This window comes from Acidovorax sp. Root217 (assembly GCF_001428645.1).
Classification (GTDB): Bacteria; Pseudomonadota; Gammaproteobacteria; order Burkholderiales; family Burkholderiaceae_C; genus Acidovorax.
Genome location: NZ_LMIH01000006.1, coordinates 549,221 through 567,518 on the forward strand (window position 1 = coordinate 549,221; position 18,298 = coordinate 567,518).

14 protein-coding genes are annotated in these 18,298 nt (G+C 67.8%); 5 read left to right on the forward strand and 9 right to left on the reverse strand.

Annotated features, from left to right (window positions below; translation table 11 throughout):
• Positions 1–48: 48 nt before the first annotated feature.
• From ASE31_RS06545 to ASE31_RS06575, 7 genes are all read right to left on the reverse strand, one after another.
• Positions 49–1,014 carry a spore coat U domain-containing protein gene (locus ASE31_RS06545; protein ID WP_057200703.1) on the reverse strand — a complete coding sequence of 322 codons (966 nt, stop codon included), beginning with the start codon at positions 1,012–1,014 and terminating at the stop codon, positions 49–51.
• On the reverse strand, positions 1,011–3,398 hold the full coding sequence (locus ASE31_RS06550) for a fimbria/pilus outer membrane usher protein (protein ID WP_235514294.1): 2,388 nt from the start codon (positions 3,396–3,398) through the stop codon (positions 1,011–1,013). The genes ASE31_RS06545 and ASE31_RS06550 overlap by 4 nt, the downstream gene beginning before the upstream one ends.
• On the reverse strand, positions 3,367–4,188 hold the full coding sequence (locus ASE31_RS06555; protein WP_235514297.1) for a molecular chaperone: 822 nt from the start codon (positions 4,186–4,188) through the stop codon (positions 3,367–3,369). The genes ASE31_RS06550 and ASE31_RS06555 overlap by 32 nt, the downstream gene beginning before the upstream one ends.
• Complete coding sequence (locus tag ASE31_RS06560) at positions 4,185–4,766, reverse strand: spore coat protein U domain-containing protein (RefSeq protein ID WP_082604044.1); 582 nt, start codon at positions 4,764–4,766, stop codon at positions 4,185–4,187. Before ASE31_RS06560 ends, ASE31_RS06555 begins: the two co-directional genes overlap by 4 nt.
• 229 nt (positions 4,767–4,995) lie before the next feature.
• The gene (locus ASE31_RS06565; protein ID WP_235514298.1) at positions 4,996–5,607 is read right to left on the reverse strand and encodes a spore coat U domain-containing protein; all 612 of its coding nucleotides are present in this window, start codon (positions 5,605–5,607) and stop codon (positions 4,996–4,998) included.
• A gap of 320 nt (positions 5,608–5,927) precedes the next feature.
• Positions 5,928–6,353 (reverse strand): PleD family two-component system response regulator, encoded by a 426-nt coding sequence (locus ASE31_RS06570; RefSeq protein WP_235514307.1) that lies wholly within the window; start codon positions 6,351–6,353, stop codon positions 5,928–5,930.
• A gap of 291 nt (positions 6,354–6,644) precedes the next feature.
• Positions 6,645–7,532: a gamma-glutamyl-gamma-aminobutyrate hydrolase family protein gene (locus tag ASE31_RS06575; protein WP_157412373.1), complete on the reverse strand. Its 888-nt coding sequence runs from the start codon at positions 7,530–7,532 to the stop codon at positions 6,645–6,647.
• Between the two features lie 306 nt (positions 7,533–7,838).
• On the opposite strand from ASE31_RS06575, the gene ASE31_RS06580 reads away from it, so the two are divergent.
• The 3 genes from ASE31_RS06580 to ASE31_RS06590 all read left to right on the forward strand — a co-directional run bounded on the left by ASE31_RS06580 (position 7,839) and on the right by ASE31_RS06590 (position 13,892).
• Positions 7,839–11,456, forward strand: coding sequence for a TonB-dependent receptor domain-containing protein (locus ASE31_RS06580; RefSeq protein WP_057200709.1), 3,618 nt, complete (start codon positions 7,839–7,841; stop codon positions 11,454–11,456).
• Complete coding sequence (locus tag ASE31_RS06585; RefSeq protein WP_057200710.1) at positions 11,437–13,416, forward strand: adenylate/guanylate cyclase domain-containing protein; 1,980 nt, start codon at positions 11,437–11,439, stop codon at positions 13,414–13,416. Before ASE31_RS06580 ends, ASE31_RS06585 begins: the two co-directional genes overlap by 20 nt.
• A gap of 125 nt (positions 13,417–13,541) precedes the next feature.
• Complete coding sequence (locus tag ASE31_RS06590; RefSeq protein WP_057200711.1) at positions 13,542–13,892, forward strand: HPF/RaiA family ribosome-associated protein; 351 nt, start codon at positions 13,542–13,544, stop codon at positions 13,890–13,892.
• A 3-nt stretch (positions 13,893–13,895) separates the two neighbouring features.
• Here ASE31_RS06590 and ASE31_RS06595 read toward each other — a convergent pair whose 3' ends face one another.
• Together ASE31_RS06595 and ASE31_RS06600 are read right to left on the reverse strand one after the other, a co-directional pair.
• A complete protein-coding gene (locus tag ASE31_RS06595; RefSeq protein ID WP_057200712.1) occupies positions 13,896–14,864 on the reverse strand; it encodes a PDR/VanB family oxidoreductase in 969 nt (322 codons plus the stop codon).
• Entirely contained in the window at positions 14,861–15,892 is a 1,032-nt protein-coding gene (locus tag ASE31_RS06600; RefSeq protein ID WP_057200713.1) for an aromatic ring-hydroxylating dioxygenase subunit alpha, read from the reverse strand. Before ASE31_RS06600 ends, ASE31_RS06595 begins: the two co-directional genes overlap by 4 nt.
• Positions 15,893–16,155: 263 nt before the next feature.
• Between ASE31_RS06600 and ASE31_RS06605 the strand changes: the two genes are divergently transcribed.
• Together ASE31_RS06605 and ASE31_RS06610 are read left to right on the forward strand one after the other, a co-directional pair.
• Positions 16,156–16,932 carry a GntR family transcriptional regulator gene (locus ASE31_RS06605; protein ID WP_057200714.1) on the forward strand — a complete coding sequence of 259 codons (777 nt, stop codon included), beginning with the start codon at positions 16,156–16,158 and terminating at the stop codon, positions 16,930–16,932.
• A gap of 135 nt (positions 16,933–17,067) precedes the next feature.
• Positions 17,068–18,252 (forward strand): ABC transporter substrate-binding protein, encoded by a 1,185-nt coding sequence (locus tag ASE31_RS06610; protein ID WP_057200715.1) that lies wholly within the window; start codon positions 17,068–17,070, stop codon positions 18,250–18,252.
• The last annotated feature ends 46 nt before the right edge of the window (positions 18,253–18,298 follow it).

Consider the following 18,298-nt stretch of genomic DNA (forward strand, 5'->3'; position numbering starts at 1 on the left):
CGCAGTTTGACCAGTGCAGGGGTATTGGGCGTTGCCCGGCGGTGCCGTTCAGAACTCCACGTCCACCTTTACGCTGTCGGTGTAGGTGCCCACGGGCACGTTCGGCTGGTCCGCATAGACGCTCGCGGTGTAGGGCATCACCTGCAGGGTCAGGCCGTCGGCCATGCCCAGGCCCGCAGCACGCGCCGTGCCGACGCTGCCCCAGACACTGGTATCGGGCTTGAAGATGTTGTATTGCAGCCGGTTGCTGCCACTGGCCATCTGCCGCCGTGTGCCATTGGCTTGGCCGCCCATGTCCAGCCCCACCGAGTAGGTCATGCCCTTGGTGCACAGCAGGGAAATACTCTGCGAGACGGCGCTGAATCCGCTGGGCAGGGGCGCCGAACCGAACTGGATGTCCGGCGCCGTGATGGTGCAATCGTTGATGACCACCAGGGTCACGGTCAGGGTGCGATCCTCATTGCCGTTGCGCACGTTGCCCACGCAGGCAGAGCCCACGGCAATGCCTTCGCAGATGTTCGCATAGGTCCAGTTGACGGTGATGCTGTCCGTGTAGGTGCCTGCCGGCACGTTGGCGCCCGCCAGCGTGCTGATCTTGATGCCGATGGTGGCGCTGTTGTTGCTCAGCAGCGAAACCGCGTTGATGCCATTGAGATCGAGTATCAACAGCCCGGAGGTGAAGGTACCGCCGCCCACCGGGCTGATTTGGTAGGGAATGGTGATGGCGCTGTTCAGCGTGTTCTTCAGCGTGAGGCCGGAGGTGGCGGTGGTGATCTTGGCCTTGAGCGTAGGCGTGGCAAACAGCGCCAGCACCACCGATCCGCAGCCGAGCTTGAAGTCTGCCGTGGTGGTGATGGGTGAGCCGCTGCGCACCCGCTGCGAGGGGTGGGTGCCCAGCGCGCCGCTGGTCTCGGTGGCCGCGCAGATGGCCAACACCTGCACCGGGCACAAGGCCAGAACCAGGCAGGCCCACAGGCTGCGCCAGCGCTGCAGCAGGGTGTAGAGGGTTGTCATCGCACAGCTCCTTCCTGGGGGCGCGGGGTGGTGGGCAGGCAGCCGACGATCAGGTCACGCGATGATGCATACGCCGCTTCGGAAAAGTCGGCCTTGCAAAACGCGCCCTCGGGGGTGCGCACCTGCAGGGCGTTCTGGGGCCGCAGCACGGTGAGGTAGACCACGCCATCCCAGCCCACCACGGTCTGCATGTTGCCCGGCGTGTGGAGCACGGCGCTGCCGGCCTTCATGGGCGTGCCCTGCGCATCCACCAGCGTGATGGTGGCCGTGCGCAGCTTGAGCACCGGCAGCTCCACCAGCATGCCGGCATTGCGCGAGACGGACATGCGCCGCTCCAGCGCCGGAATGTGCACGTCGGCCGGCAGGGTGAGCGGGTCCACCGCGTAGCGCCCCGGGTAGTAGGCGGGTACGCTGGGCACCAGCAGGTAGCCCTGGGCGTTGGTGTGGCCGGCCAACTGGTTCTCGTACAGGATGGGCACGTCGGGCATGCCCTGGGTAGAGACGAGCGCGAAGCCGTCGTACACGCGGTTGGCCGCGAACAGGTGCCCGTCGATGCTGCCCAGCGAGCCCGACAGCGTGCCCCACTGCATGGTCTGGCCAGGGCTGGCACTGACCCCACCCTCCACACTCAGCGTGCTGTTGCGGTACTGCAGAGCGGCCTGGCTGTAGCGCTGGGGGCCGCCCGAGAGCGTCTGCGCCACGTTCCAGCCATAGCCGCCTTCGGTGGGCATGGTGCGCTGGTAGCTCGCGTAGGTCTGGGTGGATTCGCGGTTCTTCGACGTGGCCAGTTGGGCCGTAGAGCGGTCGCCCAGGAAATAGGTGAGCTGCAGCCGCAACTGGTTTTCCCGGGTTTCCACCGTACGCCCCGCCGTGACCGAGAGGAAGGTGTTGCCTGTGATCGGCAGGTTGTAGCTGGCGAACGCCAGGCGGTTGCGTTCGTTCCTGGCATTGCGCATGTCCAGCCAGCCCCCCGTGACCGAGCCCGTGCCCAGGTTCCAGCTCACGCTCAACTGGCGTGATCGCAGGGACAGCTGGTAGCCGTCGTCGGCATAGGTGCTGGCGTCGCCGAATCGCGCGTCGCGGCCGGTCTGCTGGTAGGAGAAGCCTGCGCGCGGCGTATGGTATTGCCAGCCTGCGGAATACTGCCAGCCACTGCCAGAGCGCGCCGTGGTGCCGCGTGTCAGGGAGGCATTGGCGATGCCCAGCATGCCCAGGCCGGCCATGCCGCCGATGCCCACCACGCCAAGCCCCTTGCCCAACTGCGCCTGGGCTTCCAGGGTGACGCGGTCCGACAGGCCCTGGCGGTACACGCCTGCGGCAATCGGCCGGCCATAGGCAAAGCTGCGCAGCCCATAGGCCCTGCGCAAGGTGCCCAACGAGAGGGAGTAGTCCGTCCAGCCGGGGCGCAGCAGCTCCCGGTTCACATAGAACGGAATGGTTGTCTGGACCTGACGCCCAAGGGCGTCGGTGGTCACTACCGAGGCCGTGCCGGCACCGCTGACCACAGGAAGCTCGCCCAGCGTGAACGGCCCGGGGGCCACGCGGTGGCTGGCGGCCTTGAAGCCGTTGACGAACAGGTCCACGGCCGAAGGCAGGGCGGCCTGGCCGGCGAACTCGGGCAGGGGATAGGTGATGAGGTCGGGGCGCACGCCGAAGTTGCGCGCCCACTGCACGCCGGCCATGCGCACGGAGGTGGTCCAGGGCAGCGAGTCCGTCACCAGGTCTCCGTAGGTGGTCTCCGTGGCCCTGGCGTTGTCCACGCTCGTCCAGCGCGTGTCGTAGCGTATGTAGCCGCGGCTTGCGCCGCTGGAATGCAGGCGGACGATGCCGGTGTTGGAGGCTACGCCGCGGGGATTGAAGTAGCGTTGTTCGGACCACAGCGAGGTGAGCGACTGCGCGCGCGAGTGGCTCGTGTAGAGGTCATAGTTGAACAGCATGCCGCTGCCGGTGACGCTGGTGGGTGTTTCCTCGGGCGTCTCGTCGGCCAGGCGCTGCATGGGAAGCCACTGTGCGGGCACGGACAGGCGCAGCCGCTGGCCCAGGGCGTCGTAGTCGGCCGTGACGCCGGGCAGCGCATCCACCGCGACCCGGGCGCCCGCGGGCTGGCCGTTTTGCACATGCATCTGGCGCAAGGTCTGCGCTTCGATCTCGAAATGGGGGCCGCGCTGCAGCACTTCCACCAGCGCCCCGGACGCCTGGCCGTTGACCTCGACATCGAGGTACAGCACCACGGGTTGCGCGGCTGCATCCGGCGCCGAGGGCGGCGGCGGATAAGTGCCCGCAGAAAGCTGCGCAGGAAGGAAGGCACCGAGCACCAGGGCGCGGCCCGCGCGGGCCAAGAAGCCAGGGCGTTCATCGCGGTGCACGGGGAACCAGGGTTTCAACCCCGTTGATCGTGGCCTTGAGCTCCGGGTTGGCCGGCGGTGGCGCCTCCAGCTCCCACTGCATCTGGCTGCCTGGCAGCACATAGCCCATGAGTCCTTCATTGATGGAGATGGCGCCCCGGCTGCCGGCATTCCATTGCACGGAGGTCAGGCGGGCGTGGCCCGCCCCCTGGTTTCGCACCACGAGCTGGTGCCGGTTGCCCTGCTTCGTGGCCTGCCAAGTCAGGGAGGGCGGCAAGGGCTTGCCCTTGCCGCCAGCCAGCAGGGGCTTGGTCGGCCGAAACGGCTGCGCGCCCTCGCCATAGACGAACAACGGGATGGCGTAGCGCACGTTCAGGCGGATGCCCATGCCGGTTTCCGCGCCTGCAGGCATTTGCGCCGGGTCGCCGGGGGCGGGCAGCTCGTCGATCACCACCCGGTAGGCATCCTCCAGGCCCGTGGGTGGGCGCCGGGCGGCGATCAGTCGCACCATCTGCCGTTTGCCGGCCGGCACCAGGCTGATGGGCGGGCTGGCCACCACGTCCTTTTGCGCCGAGAAGAATTCCTCGCCATCGGTCTGGCTCCAGTCCAGTACCCGGACCTGCAGAGAGACGGCGGCGGTGCCGCGGTTTTCCAGCCAGACGGCCACGGCCTGCTGTTCCTCGGTGATCACGGGATCGACCGGCCAGATCATCAGCGGGGTGGCTGCATGCGCCCAGCCAGCGCAGGCAGCGAGCGCGAAGGCCATGCAGCGCGCGGTGCGCAGCCAGGCGACGGCAGAAGGGAAAGCCGTGAGGTGGTGCGTGCTCACCATGTCACGGTCACCAGCACCGTGTCCACATAGGTGCCGGCCATGGCGGCGGAGCCGGGCAGGACCAGATTGCCCCGGATGGGCAGGGCCGTCGGTGTTGTGCCCATGGTGATGCCGACTGCCACGTTGGGCGCCAGGGCGGTCACCGTGCCGGCCACCAGCGACAGCGTGTACGGGATGAACTGGCCGGCCCCGTTGGACAGGCGGCGCTGTGCGCCCTGCAGGTTCAGCCCACCGTTCACGCTGACCTGCGCCGCCGTGCCGGCCGTGCACACCAGTTGGGCCTGCATCCCCATGTCGTTGCTGGCCATGGCGGTGACCGTGCCGGTGCTGACCGCGGAGTGCGTGCCGAAGTTGACCGAGCCGAAGGGCACGCCCGTCACCTGCGAGGAGTTGCCGGACACGATGCAGCCGCTCACGACGGAGGCGTTCACCGCAAAGGAGGGGCTGGTGGGCGCCGTCGCGGCCATCGCTGCCAGTGACGTGCACAGCAACGGCAGCACGATGGCCACCTGCGGGCTGGCCTGGCTTCTGGCGCGCGAGCCTCTTCCTGCACGCGCATGCATTTCTTGAACCATGGATGATGCTCCCTCGGCCGCCCGCCACGGCCTGTGGTGTGATGCGGATTTGCCTTCAACCGTCTAACGTCGTTGGTTCGCCTTGCCGTGCTACAGCACTGTCTGCGGCTCCCGCCTGGTCATACGATTGAATGCAAATCCTCATTGGCGCTCCCGCGCTCTTCGCACACCCATTCCCCTGCTGCCTCTGTCTCCTGGTGGTTGCGACCGGTGGTCCGGCGCCCGGAGATCAGTAGGTCAGCGTGATCTGCAGCGTATCCGTGTACATGCCCGCCGGCAGCGCCGAGGGGTCTGACTTGTTGATCTGGCCATAGATGGGCAGCGCAAAGGCCACGCCATTGGCTGGCACCGTGATCCCCGTGATCGCCGCTCCGGTCGGATAGGCTTGGCTGTGCGCCGGGTCGCGGAACACGTCATACGGGATGTAGGCCGCCGTGCTGCCGTTGCGCATGGCGCGGCTGCCGGCGCCGATGGAGCCCCCCTGGCCAGCGTAGGAGCCCGGGCCCACCAGGATGCTGATCCCCAGCACATCGGGTGAGCACACGATCTGCGTGGGGCCCGAGACGCTCTCGCCGCCGGAGGCCGTGGCGTTGACGATGCCCGTGAAGGTGCTGGGCCTGGTGCCGAAGTCCAGCAGGCCGAAGTTCACGCCGGAGGCGTTGCCGGAGCTCCCCGCGATCACGCAGCCCGCCGTGAGCTGAATCTGCGACTGCAGCGTGCCGGTGAGTGTGCCTGCCAGCGTTGGCCATGCCAGCATGCCGGCCGCCAGGGCCAGTGCCGCTGCGTAGCGCTTTCGGTGGGGTGCGCACGCGCTGGCAGGGGATGGGCGCAGGCTCTCCATCGGGTGTCGCCTCGGTCGATTTCGCTCGGTTGCTCGCATGGTGTCCTCCTCTCAAAGCCGGAAGAAAAGCAGAGGAGACCCGTTGTGACCGGGACCGTCTGCCGAAGCTACGAGAGCACCTTGCCCCGTTATTGGCCGAGCGTCCAGCTTTTTTTTACCCAGGTGGGTGCGAAGGCACTTTGGAGGCGCACGCGCTGCTGTTCCTCGAAGGGCGGCGAACGTGTGATGTGTGGGCGTTGATCAGCCTGGGGTTGTGGGTCGGCTGCGGCGGCTGTCAGAACGGTCAGAGCAAAGCGGGGTCGCTCAGGGCTGCTGGGGGATCAGAACGGGGCGGGCGGCACGTCTGTGGCGGCACCGCCCGGCGCGCCACCACTGCGCCGGGGAATGAGCTGCGCGTCAAGCAAGGCCTCGATGCGGGCGAAGATCTCATGGCGCGAGAACGGCTTTTTCATGAAATCGTCAGCGCCGATCCGATTGGCATAGAACTGCTCGGTGGCGTGCTCGTTGCCGCTGATCATGATCACCGGGATGTGCTGCGAGGCAGGCAGCCTGCGAATGGTGCGCAGTGCATTGAACCCGTTCATGCCCGGGAGGATGATGTCGAGAAAGACCAGGTCGGGTGGTTCCTCGGCGATCAGGGCCAGGCCCTTCTCTGCATCCAGCGCCTCGCGCGTTTCATAGCCTGCCGAGAGCAGCGTCTTGCGCAGGACGGCGACCACGGTCGGCGAGTCGTCGATGATCAGCACCCTGGTGCCTTTTCGCGCATTGACACGCCTGTGCTTGCGCCGCTCCAGGGGGTCTGCGGCACGTGCGGGGGGGGCGTCTGGACGGTCCGTCGTCTTGCGCATACCGCCCAGAAGGCGGTCGAAGATACTCATGGTGCGGGCTCGCTTCTCGCTGGATAGGGGCTCAACAGGCGCCAAGTATCCAGGATGTTGGGCTGCGGCAGAAGATGCCGGCGGTCCGCAGGCATCGCCAGGTGAGAACAATTGGGCGCTTTTGCTATTTTTTTAGCGGCCAGTGGCGCAGCCCCGCCATCATTGCTCCCCGGCCTTCTGCCGGTCCTTGCGCAGCGCCCGCCGCAGCAGTCGGGTGGCGCGGTCACGCAAGGGCGAGGCATGGGGCTCCGCCGGCGCTTGCGCCTTGGCCTTGGTGCAGGCAGTGAGAAAATCCTCGAGGATGGCGGTGTCGTCCAGCGTATCGGAGCCCACCTTGTGAAACTCGGGGTGCCATTGCGTGGCGGCTATGTAGCCGCGCCCCGGGGCGGGCTTGAGGCGGATGGCTTCGGGCACGCCATCCGGTTCGCTCAGGGCCTCCACCTCGAAGTCCGGCGCCACGCGCTTGATGCCCTGGTGGTGGATACTGTTGACGCGTGCCCGGGGCTTTTCTGGATAGAGCTGCGCCAGGCGCGTGCCGGGCACGATTTCGATGTCGTGGAAATGCTGGTCGTAGGTGGTGGCGTTGCGGTGCTGCTGGGCGCCGGGGTGCTGGAACTCGATGTCCTGGTACAGCGCACCGCCGAAGGCCACGTTGATCAATTGCAGGCCCCGGCAGACGCCGAAGATGGGCTTGCGCACTTCGGCAAAAGCCTTGACCACCGCCAGGTCGTACAGGTCGCGCACGCGGTCGCCCACCCATTCTTCCCGCAGCGGCTCCTCGCCGTAGTTGCCCGGCCACACGTCCGCACCGCCGTGCATCACCACGCCATCGAGCCAATCGGCATAGTGGGCCAGCGTCACGTCGCCGCGTGCTGTTTCGCCCGTGGGGCAGGGCACCATCACCACCATGGCCCCGGCCGACATCAGCCAGTGCGCGATGGACTGCTCCACATACTGCAGGGTCTTGTTGGTGAACAGGGAGCGGGTGGGGTCGGCATGCTGGAAACAGGCGGACAGGCCAATCTTGAGGCGGGGGGCGGCGGGCATGGGTGGGGGCTCCATAGGCATGTGCACCAGAGGCTGCGCATGCAAGGCAATAGGTATTTACGTTGTAGCACCCGCACCCTGCGCCGTCTGTAGGAAAGGGCCGTGCACGCCTGTGGCTGCGCCACCCGGTGCTATGAAATGTGGCTTTCTTCATGAAATGGCGGGTTGCCGTTGGTGCCTGGTGTGCTGCGGCCCGCCCTCGTTCCCGATAATTTCGGTAACCGGGTGTGACGGGCTGCGGCCTGCCCGTTCGTGGCCGCACCTGCGTCGGCCGCTGCCCGCCCCATAGGAAAACAAGGCACCTCCATGCGCCACCCCTCGATGCAGCTTTCCGCGCTCACCATGTTCCTGGCCCTGGCCTGGCCCCCGAGCCATGCCGCCGTGCCGCCGGGTGCGGCGGCCGAGATCGTGGGCCTGCAAGGCCCGGGCGACCAGCGCGCTGCGGCCACGCCGGATTGGAAGCCGGCACGCCAGGCCCAGGCGCTGGCGCCCGGCGACTTCGTGCGCACGCGCGACGCCGCACGCATGGCCCTGCTGTTTGCCGACGACACCCAGTTGCGCCTGCACCAGAACACGGTGCTGCAGGTCAAGGCGGTGGCCACGCCTGCGCAGCCCATGACCACGCTGATGCTCAGCGCCGGCCGGGCCTGGACGCAGACGCGCCGCGCCGACGGCAGCCGCCTCACGCTGGAAACGCCCGCCGCCACGGCCGCGATCCGTGGCACGGACTGGGACATCGAGGTCGCTGGCGATGGCCGCACGCTGATCACCGTGCTCTCGGGCACGGTGGAGTTCGGCAACGCCCAGGGTCAGGTGTCGGTGGCCGCCAACGAGGCCGCCTACGCCGATGTGGGCCAGGCCCCGGTGAAGATGGTGCTGAGCCAGCCGCGCGACCGCATCCAGTGGGTGAATGCGCTGCGCGCCGATCCGCTGCCTTCGCTCGCGGCGCAGGGCCATACCGATGGTGGCATGCCTGCCGCGCTGGACCCGGTGCGGCGCGCGCTGGCTGCCCGCGATGCGGCCGCTGCAGCCGCCGCATTGGCCCAGGTGCGCAGCCAGGTGCCCGCCGTCTGGGCAGCCGCCATGGAGTCCGCCGTGGCGCTGCAGGCGGGTGACCTGCAGACCGCCCGCGCCCGGCTTGCGCAGCAGGTCGACGGCGCGGGCCAGCCGCCCGTGCTGGCCGCCTGGCTCATGCAGTCGGATCTGCAACTGCTCGACGGCGATGGACCTGCGGCCGTGAACACCCTGCGCACGGCGCTCACGCAGCATTGGCCTGCCCATCCGGCCCTGGTGGCCCAGTTGGCGCGCGTGCAATTGCTCACTGACAGGGTCGAAGAGGCGCAGGCCACGCTGGCGGAAACCAGCGACGCAAGCGACGGGGGCCTGGCGCTGGTGCGCGCCGAGCTGGCCCGCCGCCAGGGCAATGGGCCGGCGGCCATTGCGGCCTACACCGAGGCCACGGCGCGCATGCCCGGCGACGCACGGGTCTGGCAGGGTCTGGGCAGCGCACATGTGGAGCGCGAGGAGACCGGCCCTGCACGCAAGGCACTGGGCCAGGCGCTGGCACTCGATGCGCAGACGCCGGGGGCGCAGGGCGAGCGGGGCACGCTCGAAACCTTTGTCAACCAGTTCACCGAGGCAGGGCAGGCGTTTGAAGTCGCCCTGCGCGACAACCCTGCCGACTATGTGGCGCTCACCGGGCAGGGGCTGATGCACCTCAAGCAGGGCCGGCCGCAGGCCGCGCTCGGCGACTTCCTGCGCGCCGGCGTGATGGAGCCGCGCTATGCGCGTGCCAAGGTCTGGACGGCGGTGGCTTACTACCAGCTCGGACGCACGCCCGATGCGCTGGCCACGCTGCGCCAGGCAAGTGCCCTCGACGACAAGGACCCCTTGCCCTACCTGCTGCTGGCGCAGATCCAGACCGATCTGTTCCAGCCCGGCGATGCCGTCGAGTCCGCCCGCGCGGCCGTGCAGCGCATGCCCTACCTCAAGTCGCTCAACCAGGTGGCCAATGACCAGAAGGGCAGCGCCAACCTGGGCGCTTCGCTGGCCTTCTTCGGCATGGAGGACTGGGCACTGGAGCTGGCGCAAAAAAGCTTTTCGCCGTACTGGGGCGGCAGCCACCTGTTCCTGGCCGACCGCTACCGTGGCGAGTTCAACAAGAACTCGGCCCTGTTCCAGGGCTTTCTGACCGACCCCATGGCTTTTGGCGCCAGCCAGCTGCATTCCTCGCTGCTGCAGCGGCCGGGCAGCCACGGTGCTCTGGGCATGATGCTGGACCGCGAGTTCTACCGCATGCGCGCGCCCTCGCTCACGCTCAATGGAATGGACAACAGCCAGGTGCCGGTGTCCTGGTTCTTCAAGGCGCAGAACGCACGCAGCAAGCGCTTTCCGATCGACGTGGGGGTGTTCAACGTACCGGCGTTTCACGACTCCACGGGAGGCGCCGACGTGGGGGCCGACGTGCTGACGCTGGGGCTGGGCATGCAGCCCACCGAGCGCCTGAACCTGTTCGTGTATGCCAACCAGTTTGACGTGTCGCTGCAGGGGCGCAACCGGCTGGACCTCTGGGGCGATGGGTCCGACGTGCTGCAGACCACGGGAAGCAACCGGGTGCGCCTGGGGATGGCGGGGCTGTCCTACCGCTGGAGCCCGGTGCAGCAAACCTGGCTCAAGCTGGGGCGCAGCACGGAGCACACGCGCTCCGAGAACTACCCCACCCTGTTTCTGTTCCAGCCGCTGGCGGCCCTCATGGGCCTCAAGGCCTCGCCCGACAAGGCCTTCACCGATCTGCAGCTGCGCCACACGGTGGACCCGCAGCCCGGCCAGCGCCTGAGCGTGACGCTGGAGCATGTGGCGGAAAAACAATCCAGCGAAGTCAGCGGCTACGGCCCCCTGATCCGCCGGGACAGCGCCGTGGCCCCCGACATCATGGTGTTTGCCGGCGTCAACGAGATCGACCGGCGCTACACCGGTCTGACCCTGGCCGGCAGCCAGCAGTTCACGCCGGACCTGCTGCTCGATGGTGCGCTGGGGCTGCAGCAGATCCGCCACCGGGTGCGCGGGGGCAATGCGGTGGGCCTGCTGGTGCGGGACGTCAGCGAATCGAGCCAGGCGCGCCGCGCGGACACGCAGCGGGTGGCCACCCCGCGCGTGGGCCTGGTGTTCACCCCGGCGGTGGGCAGCACGCTGCGCATGGCCTACCAGGACTGGCTGCGCCCGCTGAGTGCGTCCACGCTCACCAGCGTGGAGACGGCCGGCATTCCGGTCGAAGACCGCTTGGTGGAGGCCGGTGGCCGCCATCGGCGCACGGTGGCGCAGCTGGGCATGGAGGTCGACGAACGCACCTTCGTGAGCCTGCGCGCCGACCACCTGCGCGTGCGCAACCCCGGCGTGATCGGGGTGGACCTGCGCACGCCCAGCATGCCTTTCCTGGAGGAGATGCGCAACGCGCAAATGATCAACCTGTCGACCACCGATGTGCTCGAAGGCACCCCGGGATTCGAGGAGGGCAGCCTGCAGGCCCTGGGCGCGGGCGTGAACCGCATGTTCAGCCGCCAGTGGTCGGGCTATGCCAAGTACCTGTTCCAGCACAGCCGCAGCCAGTACCTGGACAGCACCAGCAACAGCCTGGTGCGCGACCTGCGCATCCCCTACATACCGCGCCACTCGGCGGTGATCGGGGCTACCTGGGCCAGCGCGCAGCGTGTGTACCTGAGCGCCCGGGCGGTCTACCGGTCCGAGCGCTTCGAGGACAAGCAGAACCTCACGCGCCGCCCGCCGGGCTGGAACCTGGACATCGCGGGCTACTGGGAAACGCAGGACAAGCACTGGGTGGTGGGCGCCGGGGTGCTGAACCTGTTCGGAGACCGGACACCGCGCCAGACGGTCCGGTACGTGATCGATGCGCGCTACCGCTTCTAGGGGCTTCTGGCGCGAATCGGTGCTGGCGCTGGCGGCCAGCGCGCTGGTGCTGCTGCTGGCCTGGGCTGCCACGTTCACCCGGCCCTGGCACGCGCTGGAGTTCAAGACCTTCGACGTGCTCACGGCGCTCTCGGCGCCCCAGCGGAGCGCCTATCCGGTGGTGATCCTTGCGATCGACGAGCCCAGCTTCCAGGAGCTGCAGCAGCACTGGCCTTTTCCACGCAGCCTGCACGCACGCCTGATCGAGCGCGTGCATGCCGATGGTGCGGCGGTGATCGGCATGGACGTGGTGTTCGCCGACCCGAGCGGTGAGGAGGAGGACGCTGCGCTGGAGCGTGCGGTGGCCACGGCCGCGCCGGTGGTGCTGGCCTCGGCGCGCGAGAAGATCGACAGCGGCAATGCCACGCTGTGGACCGAGGTGCCGCCGCTGCAGCGGCTGCTGGCCGCGGGTGGCCAGGCGGGCAGTTCGCTGGTACAGCCGGACGACGACTTTGTGGTACGCCGTGCGTTTGGCGACGAGGACAGCCTGGCCATGCACATGGCGCGGCGCGTTGCGGGCGTGGGGGCCAAAGACCTGCGATCGGCCGAGTGGCTGGCCTACCGCGGCCCGCGCGGCAGCTTCGACACGCGCTCGTACTACCAGGCACTGGAGCCGGGGCTGCTGCCGCCCGGCTTCTTCAAGGACAAGATCGTGCTGGTGGGGCGCTCTGCGCTGAGCGCCTCCGACCTGGAGAGCCGGCGTGCCGACATGTTCAACTCGCCCTTCGGTTCTGCTGGGGGTGATCGCCTGTTTCCCGGTGTGGAACTGCAGGCCACGCAGGTGGACAACCTGCTGGCAGGCGATGGCCTGCGCAGTGCGCCAGGGCACTGGACTCCCGTGCTGCTCCTGCTGATGGTGCCGCTGGTGATCCTGGCCGGTCGACGCCTGCACACGGGCTGGGCGGTCGTGCTGATGGCGGCCCTGGTGGCGGCCATGGCGCTCGCCTCGTGGCTGTTGTTCGCCCACGCACGGCTGTGGTGGCCGCCGTTGATGCCCATGGCCGCGGCCCTGGGGTTGACGGGCGCCACCGCACTGGTGATCTACGCCACGGTGCGCCAGCGGGCCCAGCAGACCCGGGCCATGTTCGCCCAGTATGTGCCGCCCGAGGTGGTGGCACGCCTGGTGGCTGAGCCCGAACTCATGCGCCTGGGCGGCGAGGTGCGTGAGGTGACCATCATGTTCACCGACCTGGCCAACTTCACCACCCTGTCGGAACAGCTCAGCGCCGAGCAGACGGTGGAACTGCTCTCCGGCTACTTCGACGCCATGACGCCCATCATCCACGCCAGCGGCGGCACGGTGGACAAGTTCATCGGCGATGCCGTGATGGCCTTCTGGGGCGCGCCGCTCGACGATGCCCGGCACGCCGAGCATGCGGTGCATGCGGCGCTGGACATGCAAAAGGCCATGGAACCGCTGGTGGCCGCCCTGCGCGCGCGCGGCCTGCCGCCGCTGCAAATGCGCATCGGCTTGCACACCGGTCGGGTGGTGGTGGGCAACGTGGGCTCGCAGCAGCGTTTTTCGTACACGGTGATCGGCGATGCGGTGAACCTTGCGGCGCGCCTGGAGGGCGCGAACAAGGCCTTCGGCACGGGCATCCTGCTGTCGCAGGCCACGGCGCGGCAACTGCCGGCCTTCCTGCCCGTGCGCGTGCTGGACGAGGTCATCGTCAAGGGGCGGGCCGAACCGGTTCGCGTCTTCACGCTCTGTGCCGACAGCGAGGCCTGCACATTGTCCGCAGCGGCCCTGGATGCCTTCCAGGCGGGTGATGCGTTTGCGGCTGCGGCACATCTCGACCAACTGCTGCAGCGCTGCCCCGGCGACCCGGCTGCCCTGCGCCTGCGGACCCGCGTGACCGAAGCGGCGGCACTGCCTGCGGGCGCACCCTGGCCAACCGCCGTTGCGCTGGATAAGTTGTAAGAACCTGTGTTTAACAGGTTCTTACCCGGCCGATTCGCGCTGTGGCGCCTTTGGTGCCACCATGGGGCCATGGCTGCGGCCTGTCGCCGCCGCCTTTTTCTCGCAACCACCCCAAGGAGCCCCGCATGCAAGTACAAGTCAACACCGACGACCACATCAACGGCAGCGAATCCCTGGCCCAATGGGTGACAGACGAAGCCAAGACCCGCCTGGCGCGCTTCCAGGACCATGTGACGCGGCTGGAGGTATTCCTGTCCGATGTCGATGCCGGCAAGTCCGGCGCCAAGGACAAGCGCTGCCGTATCGAGGCTCGCGTCACGGGCCGCCAACCCGTCACGGTGACGGACGAGGCCGACAAGATGGCCAACGCCTTCATCGGTGCCACCGACAAGCTGGCGCGCGCGCTCGACACCGATCTGGGACGGGCCAAGGACCGCCATGGCCGCGACACCATCCGAACGGCCGAAGCTGAGTAGCTTCTAGAGATCCAGCACCAGCAGCTTGCCCTTGGCCCGTGAGCAGCAGGGCATGCACTGCTCGTTCGACGCCTTCTCCTCGTCGGTGAGGTACATGTCGCGGTGGTCCACCTCGCCTTCGAGCACGCGCGTGAGGCAGGTGCCGCACACACCCTGTTCGCACGAGGTCATGATGTCCACGCCCTGGGGGCGCAGCGCATCGACGATGGAGATATCGGCCGGTATGGTGTAGGTGCTGCCGGTGCTGGCGATGCGCACCTCGAACTCGCCGTCGCCCGAGGTGTCCTGTGCCGGTGCACCGAAGTATTCGAGGTGAATGCGGTCCGCCGGCCAGCCCAGGTTCTTGGCGGTGTTCACCACATGGTCGATGAAGCCGGCGGGGCCGCAGACGTAGAGGCGCGCGTCCGGTGCGACGTCCGCCAGCACGGCCATGAGGTCGAGCTTCTGCTCGGGCCCGCCCTCGTCGGTGTGCACCTGCACGTGGGGCGCCATGGCGGATGCTGCAATCTCCTCGGTGAACGCCGTGCGTGCCAATGAACGCGTGCAGTAGTGCAGCGTGAAGTCGGCGGCGGTGTGGGCCAGGCGTTCTGCCATGCACAAGAGCGGTGTCACACCGATGCCACCCGCCAGCAGCAGCGTGCGCTGCGCCGGGTGCAGTTCGAAATGGTTGCGCGGCGTGCTGATGGTGATCACGTCACCTTCGTGCACGGCATCGTGCATGCCGGCGGAACCGCCGCGCGAGGCTGCGTCGCGCAGCACGGCGATGCGGTAGCGGTGCTGCTCGCCTGCGCTGTTGCACAGCGAATACTGGCGTGTGAGGCCCCCCGGCACGTGCACGTCGATGTGCGATCCCGCGCTGAAGGCCGGCAGCGGCGCACCATCGGTGCGGGCCAGTTCGAAGCTGGCGATGCCCTCGGCCTCGGCCTGCTTGCGCACCACGCGCACCTGCAGGGTTTCCTGCGCGGTCGTCATGCTGCCTGCTCCGCCGCCAGGGTGCGGTCGATCACCTTGCGCGACTGTACGCCGCCTGCGTCAATGTTGAGCATGAGCAGCTTGCGCTCGGGGTGGCGCAGCAGGTTCAGCTGCTGCAGCTCCAGCATTTCGCGGTCTTCGGAAAAGATCTTGCCCTGGCCTTCGCGGATCTGCGCTGTGAGGGCCGGATCGTCGGGTTTGAAGTGGCGCGCCATGCCCCAGAAGTAGTGGATCGAGGTCTCGGTCTCGGGCGTGATGAAGTCCACGACGATGCTCGACGCCTTCTTATCGGCCGGGGCTTCGTAGCCGCCGTGGCCGGCGAGCGCCACGCCCACCTCGATCAGCACGTGGCTCGGTGGTGTGAAGTGGCAGATCTGCCAGCGGTCCACGGGCTGGTCGTCGGGCAGGCCGTTCATGCGCAGCGCCATCTGCCAGAACGGGGGCGCCTGGATACCTTCCATGAAACGGCTGGTGATGACCTCGTCGCCCTCGACGCGGGTCTTGCACGGCACCTCGTCGATCTCCTTCTGGCCGATGCTGTTGGAGTGCACATAGGTCTCGTGCGTCAGGTCCATCAGGTTGTCGACCATCAGCCGGTAGTCGCAGGCAATGTGGTACAGCCCGCCGCCATAGGCCCACTCGGGGCTCTCGGCCCACGCGAGGTGGTGTACCTTGGCGGGGTCGGCCTGCGCGGCATCGCCGGGCCAGACCCAGATGAAGCCGTAGCGCTCCACCACCGGAAAGCTGCGCGTGCGTGGAAAGCCCTGCACCCGCTGGCCCGGCATCGACACGGCCTTGCCATCGCAGCCCACGCGCAGGCCATGGTAGCCGCACATCAATTGGCCATCGCAGACCGTGCCCAGCGACAGAGGCGCGCCGCGGTGGGGGCAGAAGTCGTCGAGCGCCGCGACCTGGTCGGGTGCCGGGCGGTAGAAGACCATCTTCTCGCCGCAGATGGTGCGGCCCAGGGGCTTGTCGGCAATCTCGTCGGGGGTGCAGGCGACGTACCAGGCATTCTTGGGGAACATGGTGCTTGTCTCTCTCCGTGGGGGAAGGATGTGTCGCGCCACAGGCTTGGTATACAGGCAGCCTGCGGATCGCTGTGTTCGTGAATGGATTGTGCGAAAAAGTCCGGTTTCTGTATACATAAAAAAGCCATAAACCAGCTATCGCGCACTGGCATATCCCATAAAGTGTTGTTTTGTATAGGTCGACGTCGAAGCGCGATGGAGGTTTTGCGGATTCCTGTATACATTCGGCCTTACGCCAGAACTCCCGCTTCGCACCGACCATGAACCACCCCGAACCCCAGGCCCTTGCCGCCCTTGGCGATGCGTCCGAAGCCGGCGCCTCGCAGTCGGTCAAGGCCCAGTTGCGGCTGCGCGAGATGATCCTGGCCGGCGAACTCGCCGGTGGCGCGCGCATTGCCGAGCTGCCGCTGGTGGAGCTGCTCGGGGTCTCGCGCACCCCCATCCGGGCCGCGCTGATGCGGCTGGAGCAGGAAGGGCTGCTGCACCGCCTGCCGGGCGGCGGCTATGCGGTGCGCACCTTTTCGGAGACCGACGTGGCCGATGCCATCGAACTGCGCGGCACCATGGAAGGTCTGGCCGCGCGGCTGGCGGCCGAGCGCGGGGTGGAGGTGGGTGTGATGGCCGATACCGTGCAGTGCCTGGACGAGATCGACGCCGTGCTGGCGCCGCGCTCGCTCGACGATGAGGGCTTTTCGGCCTATGTGGCGCTCAACGCGCGCTTTCACCACCTGCTCAGCCGCATGGTGGGCAGCGATGTCATCGTGCGCGAGCTCGACAGGGTCAAGGGCCTGCCGTTTGCCTCGCCATCGGCCTTCGTGGTGGTGCAGACGCATTCGCCCGCCGCGCGCGACATGCTGGTGGTGGCGCAGGACCAGCACCGCCAGGTGCTCGATGCCATAGAGCGGCGCGAGGGCGCGAGGGCCGAGGCCATCATGCGCGAGCACTCGCGCATCACGCGGCGCAACCTGCTCGCAGCCGTGCAGGCATCACAGGGTCAGGGTTTGCCCGGGGTGCAGCTCATCAGGGAAAGCGCCTGACCTATAACTGTTGCAAGTTATCACAATCGGCGATATCTAAAAGTCCGAAATCCCGCTTGTGCGTTGCCCTGCGCCGTACCAGACTCCGGCCAGCACACGCTGTATACAACGACATTCCACAGGAGACAAAGCACCATGCACAAACGCCACCTTTTGCGCGCCTCGGCCGCTGCCGCCCTGACCCTGGCCGGCGGCCTGGCGGCCCTGCCGGCCGCAGCCCAAGACAACGTCTTCAAGATCGGCCTGGTTCTGCCCATGACGGGCCAGCAGGCGACCACGGGCCGCCAGATCGAGGCCGCCGCGCGCCTGTACATGGCGCAGAACGGCGACACGGTCGGTGGCAAGAAGGTGCAGCTCATCGTCAAGGACGACACCAGCCTGCCCGACGTGACGCGCCGCCTGGCCCAGGAGCTGGTGGTGAACGACAAGGTCAATGTGCTCGCCGGCATGGGCATTACGCCCTCGGCCATGGCCACGGCACCGCTGGCCACGCAGGCCAAGACCCCGCTGGTGGTGATGGCAGCGGCCACGTCCAGCATCACCGAAGCGTCGCCCTACGTGGTACGTACCAGCTTTACCTTGCCCCAGGTGTCGGTGGCCCTGGCCGACTGGGCACCCAAGAATGGCATCAAGAAGGTCGTGACCCTGGTCAGCGACTACGGCCCGGGCATCGACGCCGAGAAATTCTTCAACCAGCGTTTGAGCTTCAACGGCGGCCAGGTCACCGAGGCACTGCGCGTGCCGCTGCGCAACCCCGACTTCGCCCCCTTCCTGCAGAAGGTGCGCGATGCCAAGCCCGATGCGCTGTTCGTCTTCGTGCCTTCGGGCGCAGGCGCTGCGGTGATGAAGCAGTTCCTGGAGCGCGGCATGGACAAGGCCGGCATCAAGCTCATCGCCACCGGCGACGTGACCGATGACGACCAGCTAAACGACATGGGCGACGGCGCACTGGGCGTGGTCACCTCGCACCACTATTCGGCCGCGCACCCCTCGCCGCTGAACAAGAAGTTCGTCGACGCCTTCGAGAAGGCCAACAAGGGCCTGCGCCCCAACTTCATGGCCGTGGGCGGCTACGACGGCATGCGTGTGATCTACGAAGCGCTCAAGACCACCAAGGGCGCGGGCGGCGGCGATGCCTTGCTGGCCGCCATGAAGGGCCAGGTCTTCGAGAGCCCGCGCGGCCCGGTGTTCATCGACGCGCAGACCCGTGACATCGTGCAGAACGTGTACCTGCGCAAGGTCGAGCGCGTCAACGGCCAGCTCTACAACGTGGAGTTCGACGTGATCAAGGACGTCAAGGATCCCGGAAAGACTAAGTAACCCCCTGAGTCGCTTCGCGCCATCCCCCTACAGGGGTACGCCACCC

What these genes read in the sequence shown, in the direction of transcription:
- ASE31_RS06545 (WP_057200703.1), bottom strand. Translation starts at nt 1,014, where the DNA reads ATGACAACCCTCTACACCCTGCTGCAGCGCTGGCGCAGCCTGTGGGCC.
- ASE31_RS06605 (WP_057200714.1), top strand. Translation starts at nt 16,156, where the DNA reads ATGAACCACCCCGAACCCCAGGCCCTTGCCGCCCTTGGCGATGCGTCC.
- ASE31_RS06575 (WP_157412373.1), bottom strand. Translation starts at nt 7,532, where the DNA reads ATGCCCGCCGCCCCCCGCCTCAAGATTGGCCTGTCCGCCTGTTTCCAG.
- ASE31_RS06565 (WP_235514298.1), bottom strand. Translation starts at nt 5,607, where the DNA reads ATGGAGAGCCTGCGCCCATCCCCTGCCAGCGCGTGCGCACCCCACCGA.
- ASE31_RS06580 (WP_057200709.1), top strand. Translation starts at nt 7,839, where the DNA reads ATGCGCCACCCCTCGATGCAGCTTTCCGCGCTCACCATGTTCCTGGCC.
- ASE31_RS06590 (WP_057200711.1), top strand. Translation starts at nt 13,542, where the DNA reads ATGCAAGTACAAGTCAACACCGACGACCACATCAACGGCAGCGAATCC.
- ASE31_RS06610 (WP_057200715.1), top strand. Translation starts at nt 17,068, where the DNA reads ATGCACAAACGCCACCTTTTGCGCGCCTCGGCCGCTGCCGCCCTGACC.
- ASE31_RS06600 (WP_057200713.1), bottom strand. Translation starts at nt 15,892, where the DNA reads ATGTTCCCCAAGAATGCCTGGTACGTCGCCTGCACCCCCGACGAGATT.
- ASE31_RS06585 (WP_057200710.1), top strand. Translation starts at nt 11,437, where the DNA reads ATGCGCGCTACCGCTTCTAGGGGCTTCTGGCGCGAATCGGTGCTGGCG.
- ASE31_RS06595 (WP_057200712.1), bottom strand. Translation starts at nt 14,864, where the DNA reads ATGACGACCGCGCAGGAAACCCTGCAGGTGCGCGTGGTGCGCAAGCAG.
- ASE31_RS06560 (WP_082604044.1), bottom strand. Translation starts at nt 4,766, where the DNA reads ATGGTTCAAGAAATGCATGCGCGTGCAGGAAGAGGCTCGCGCGCCAGA.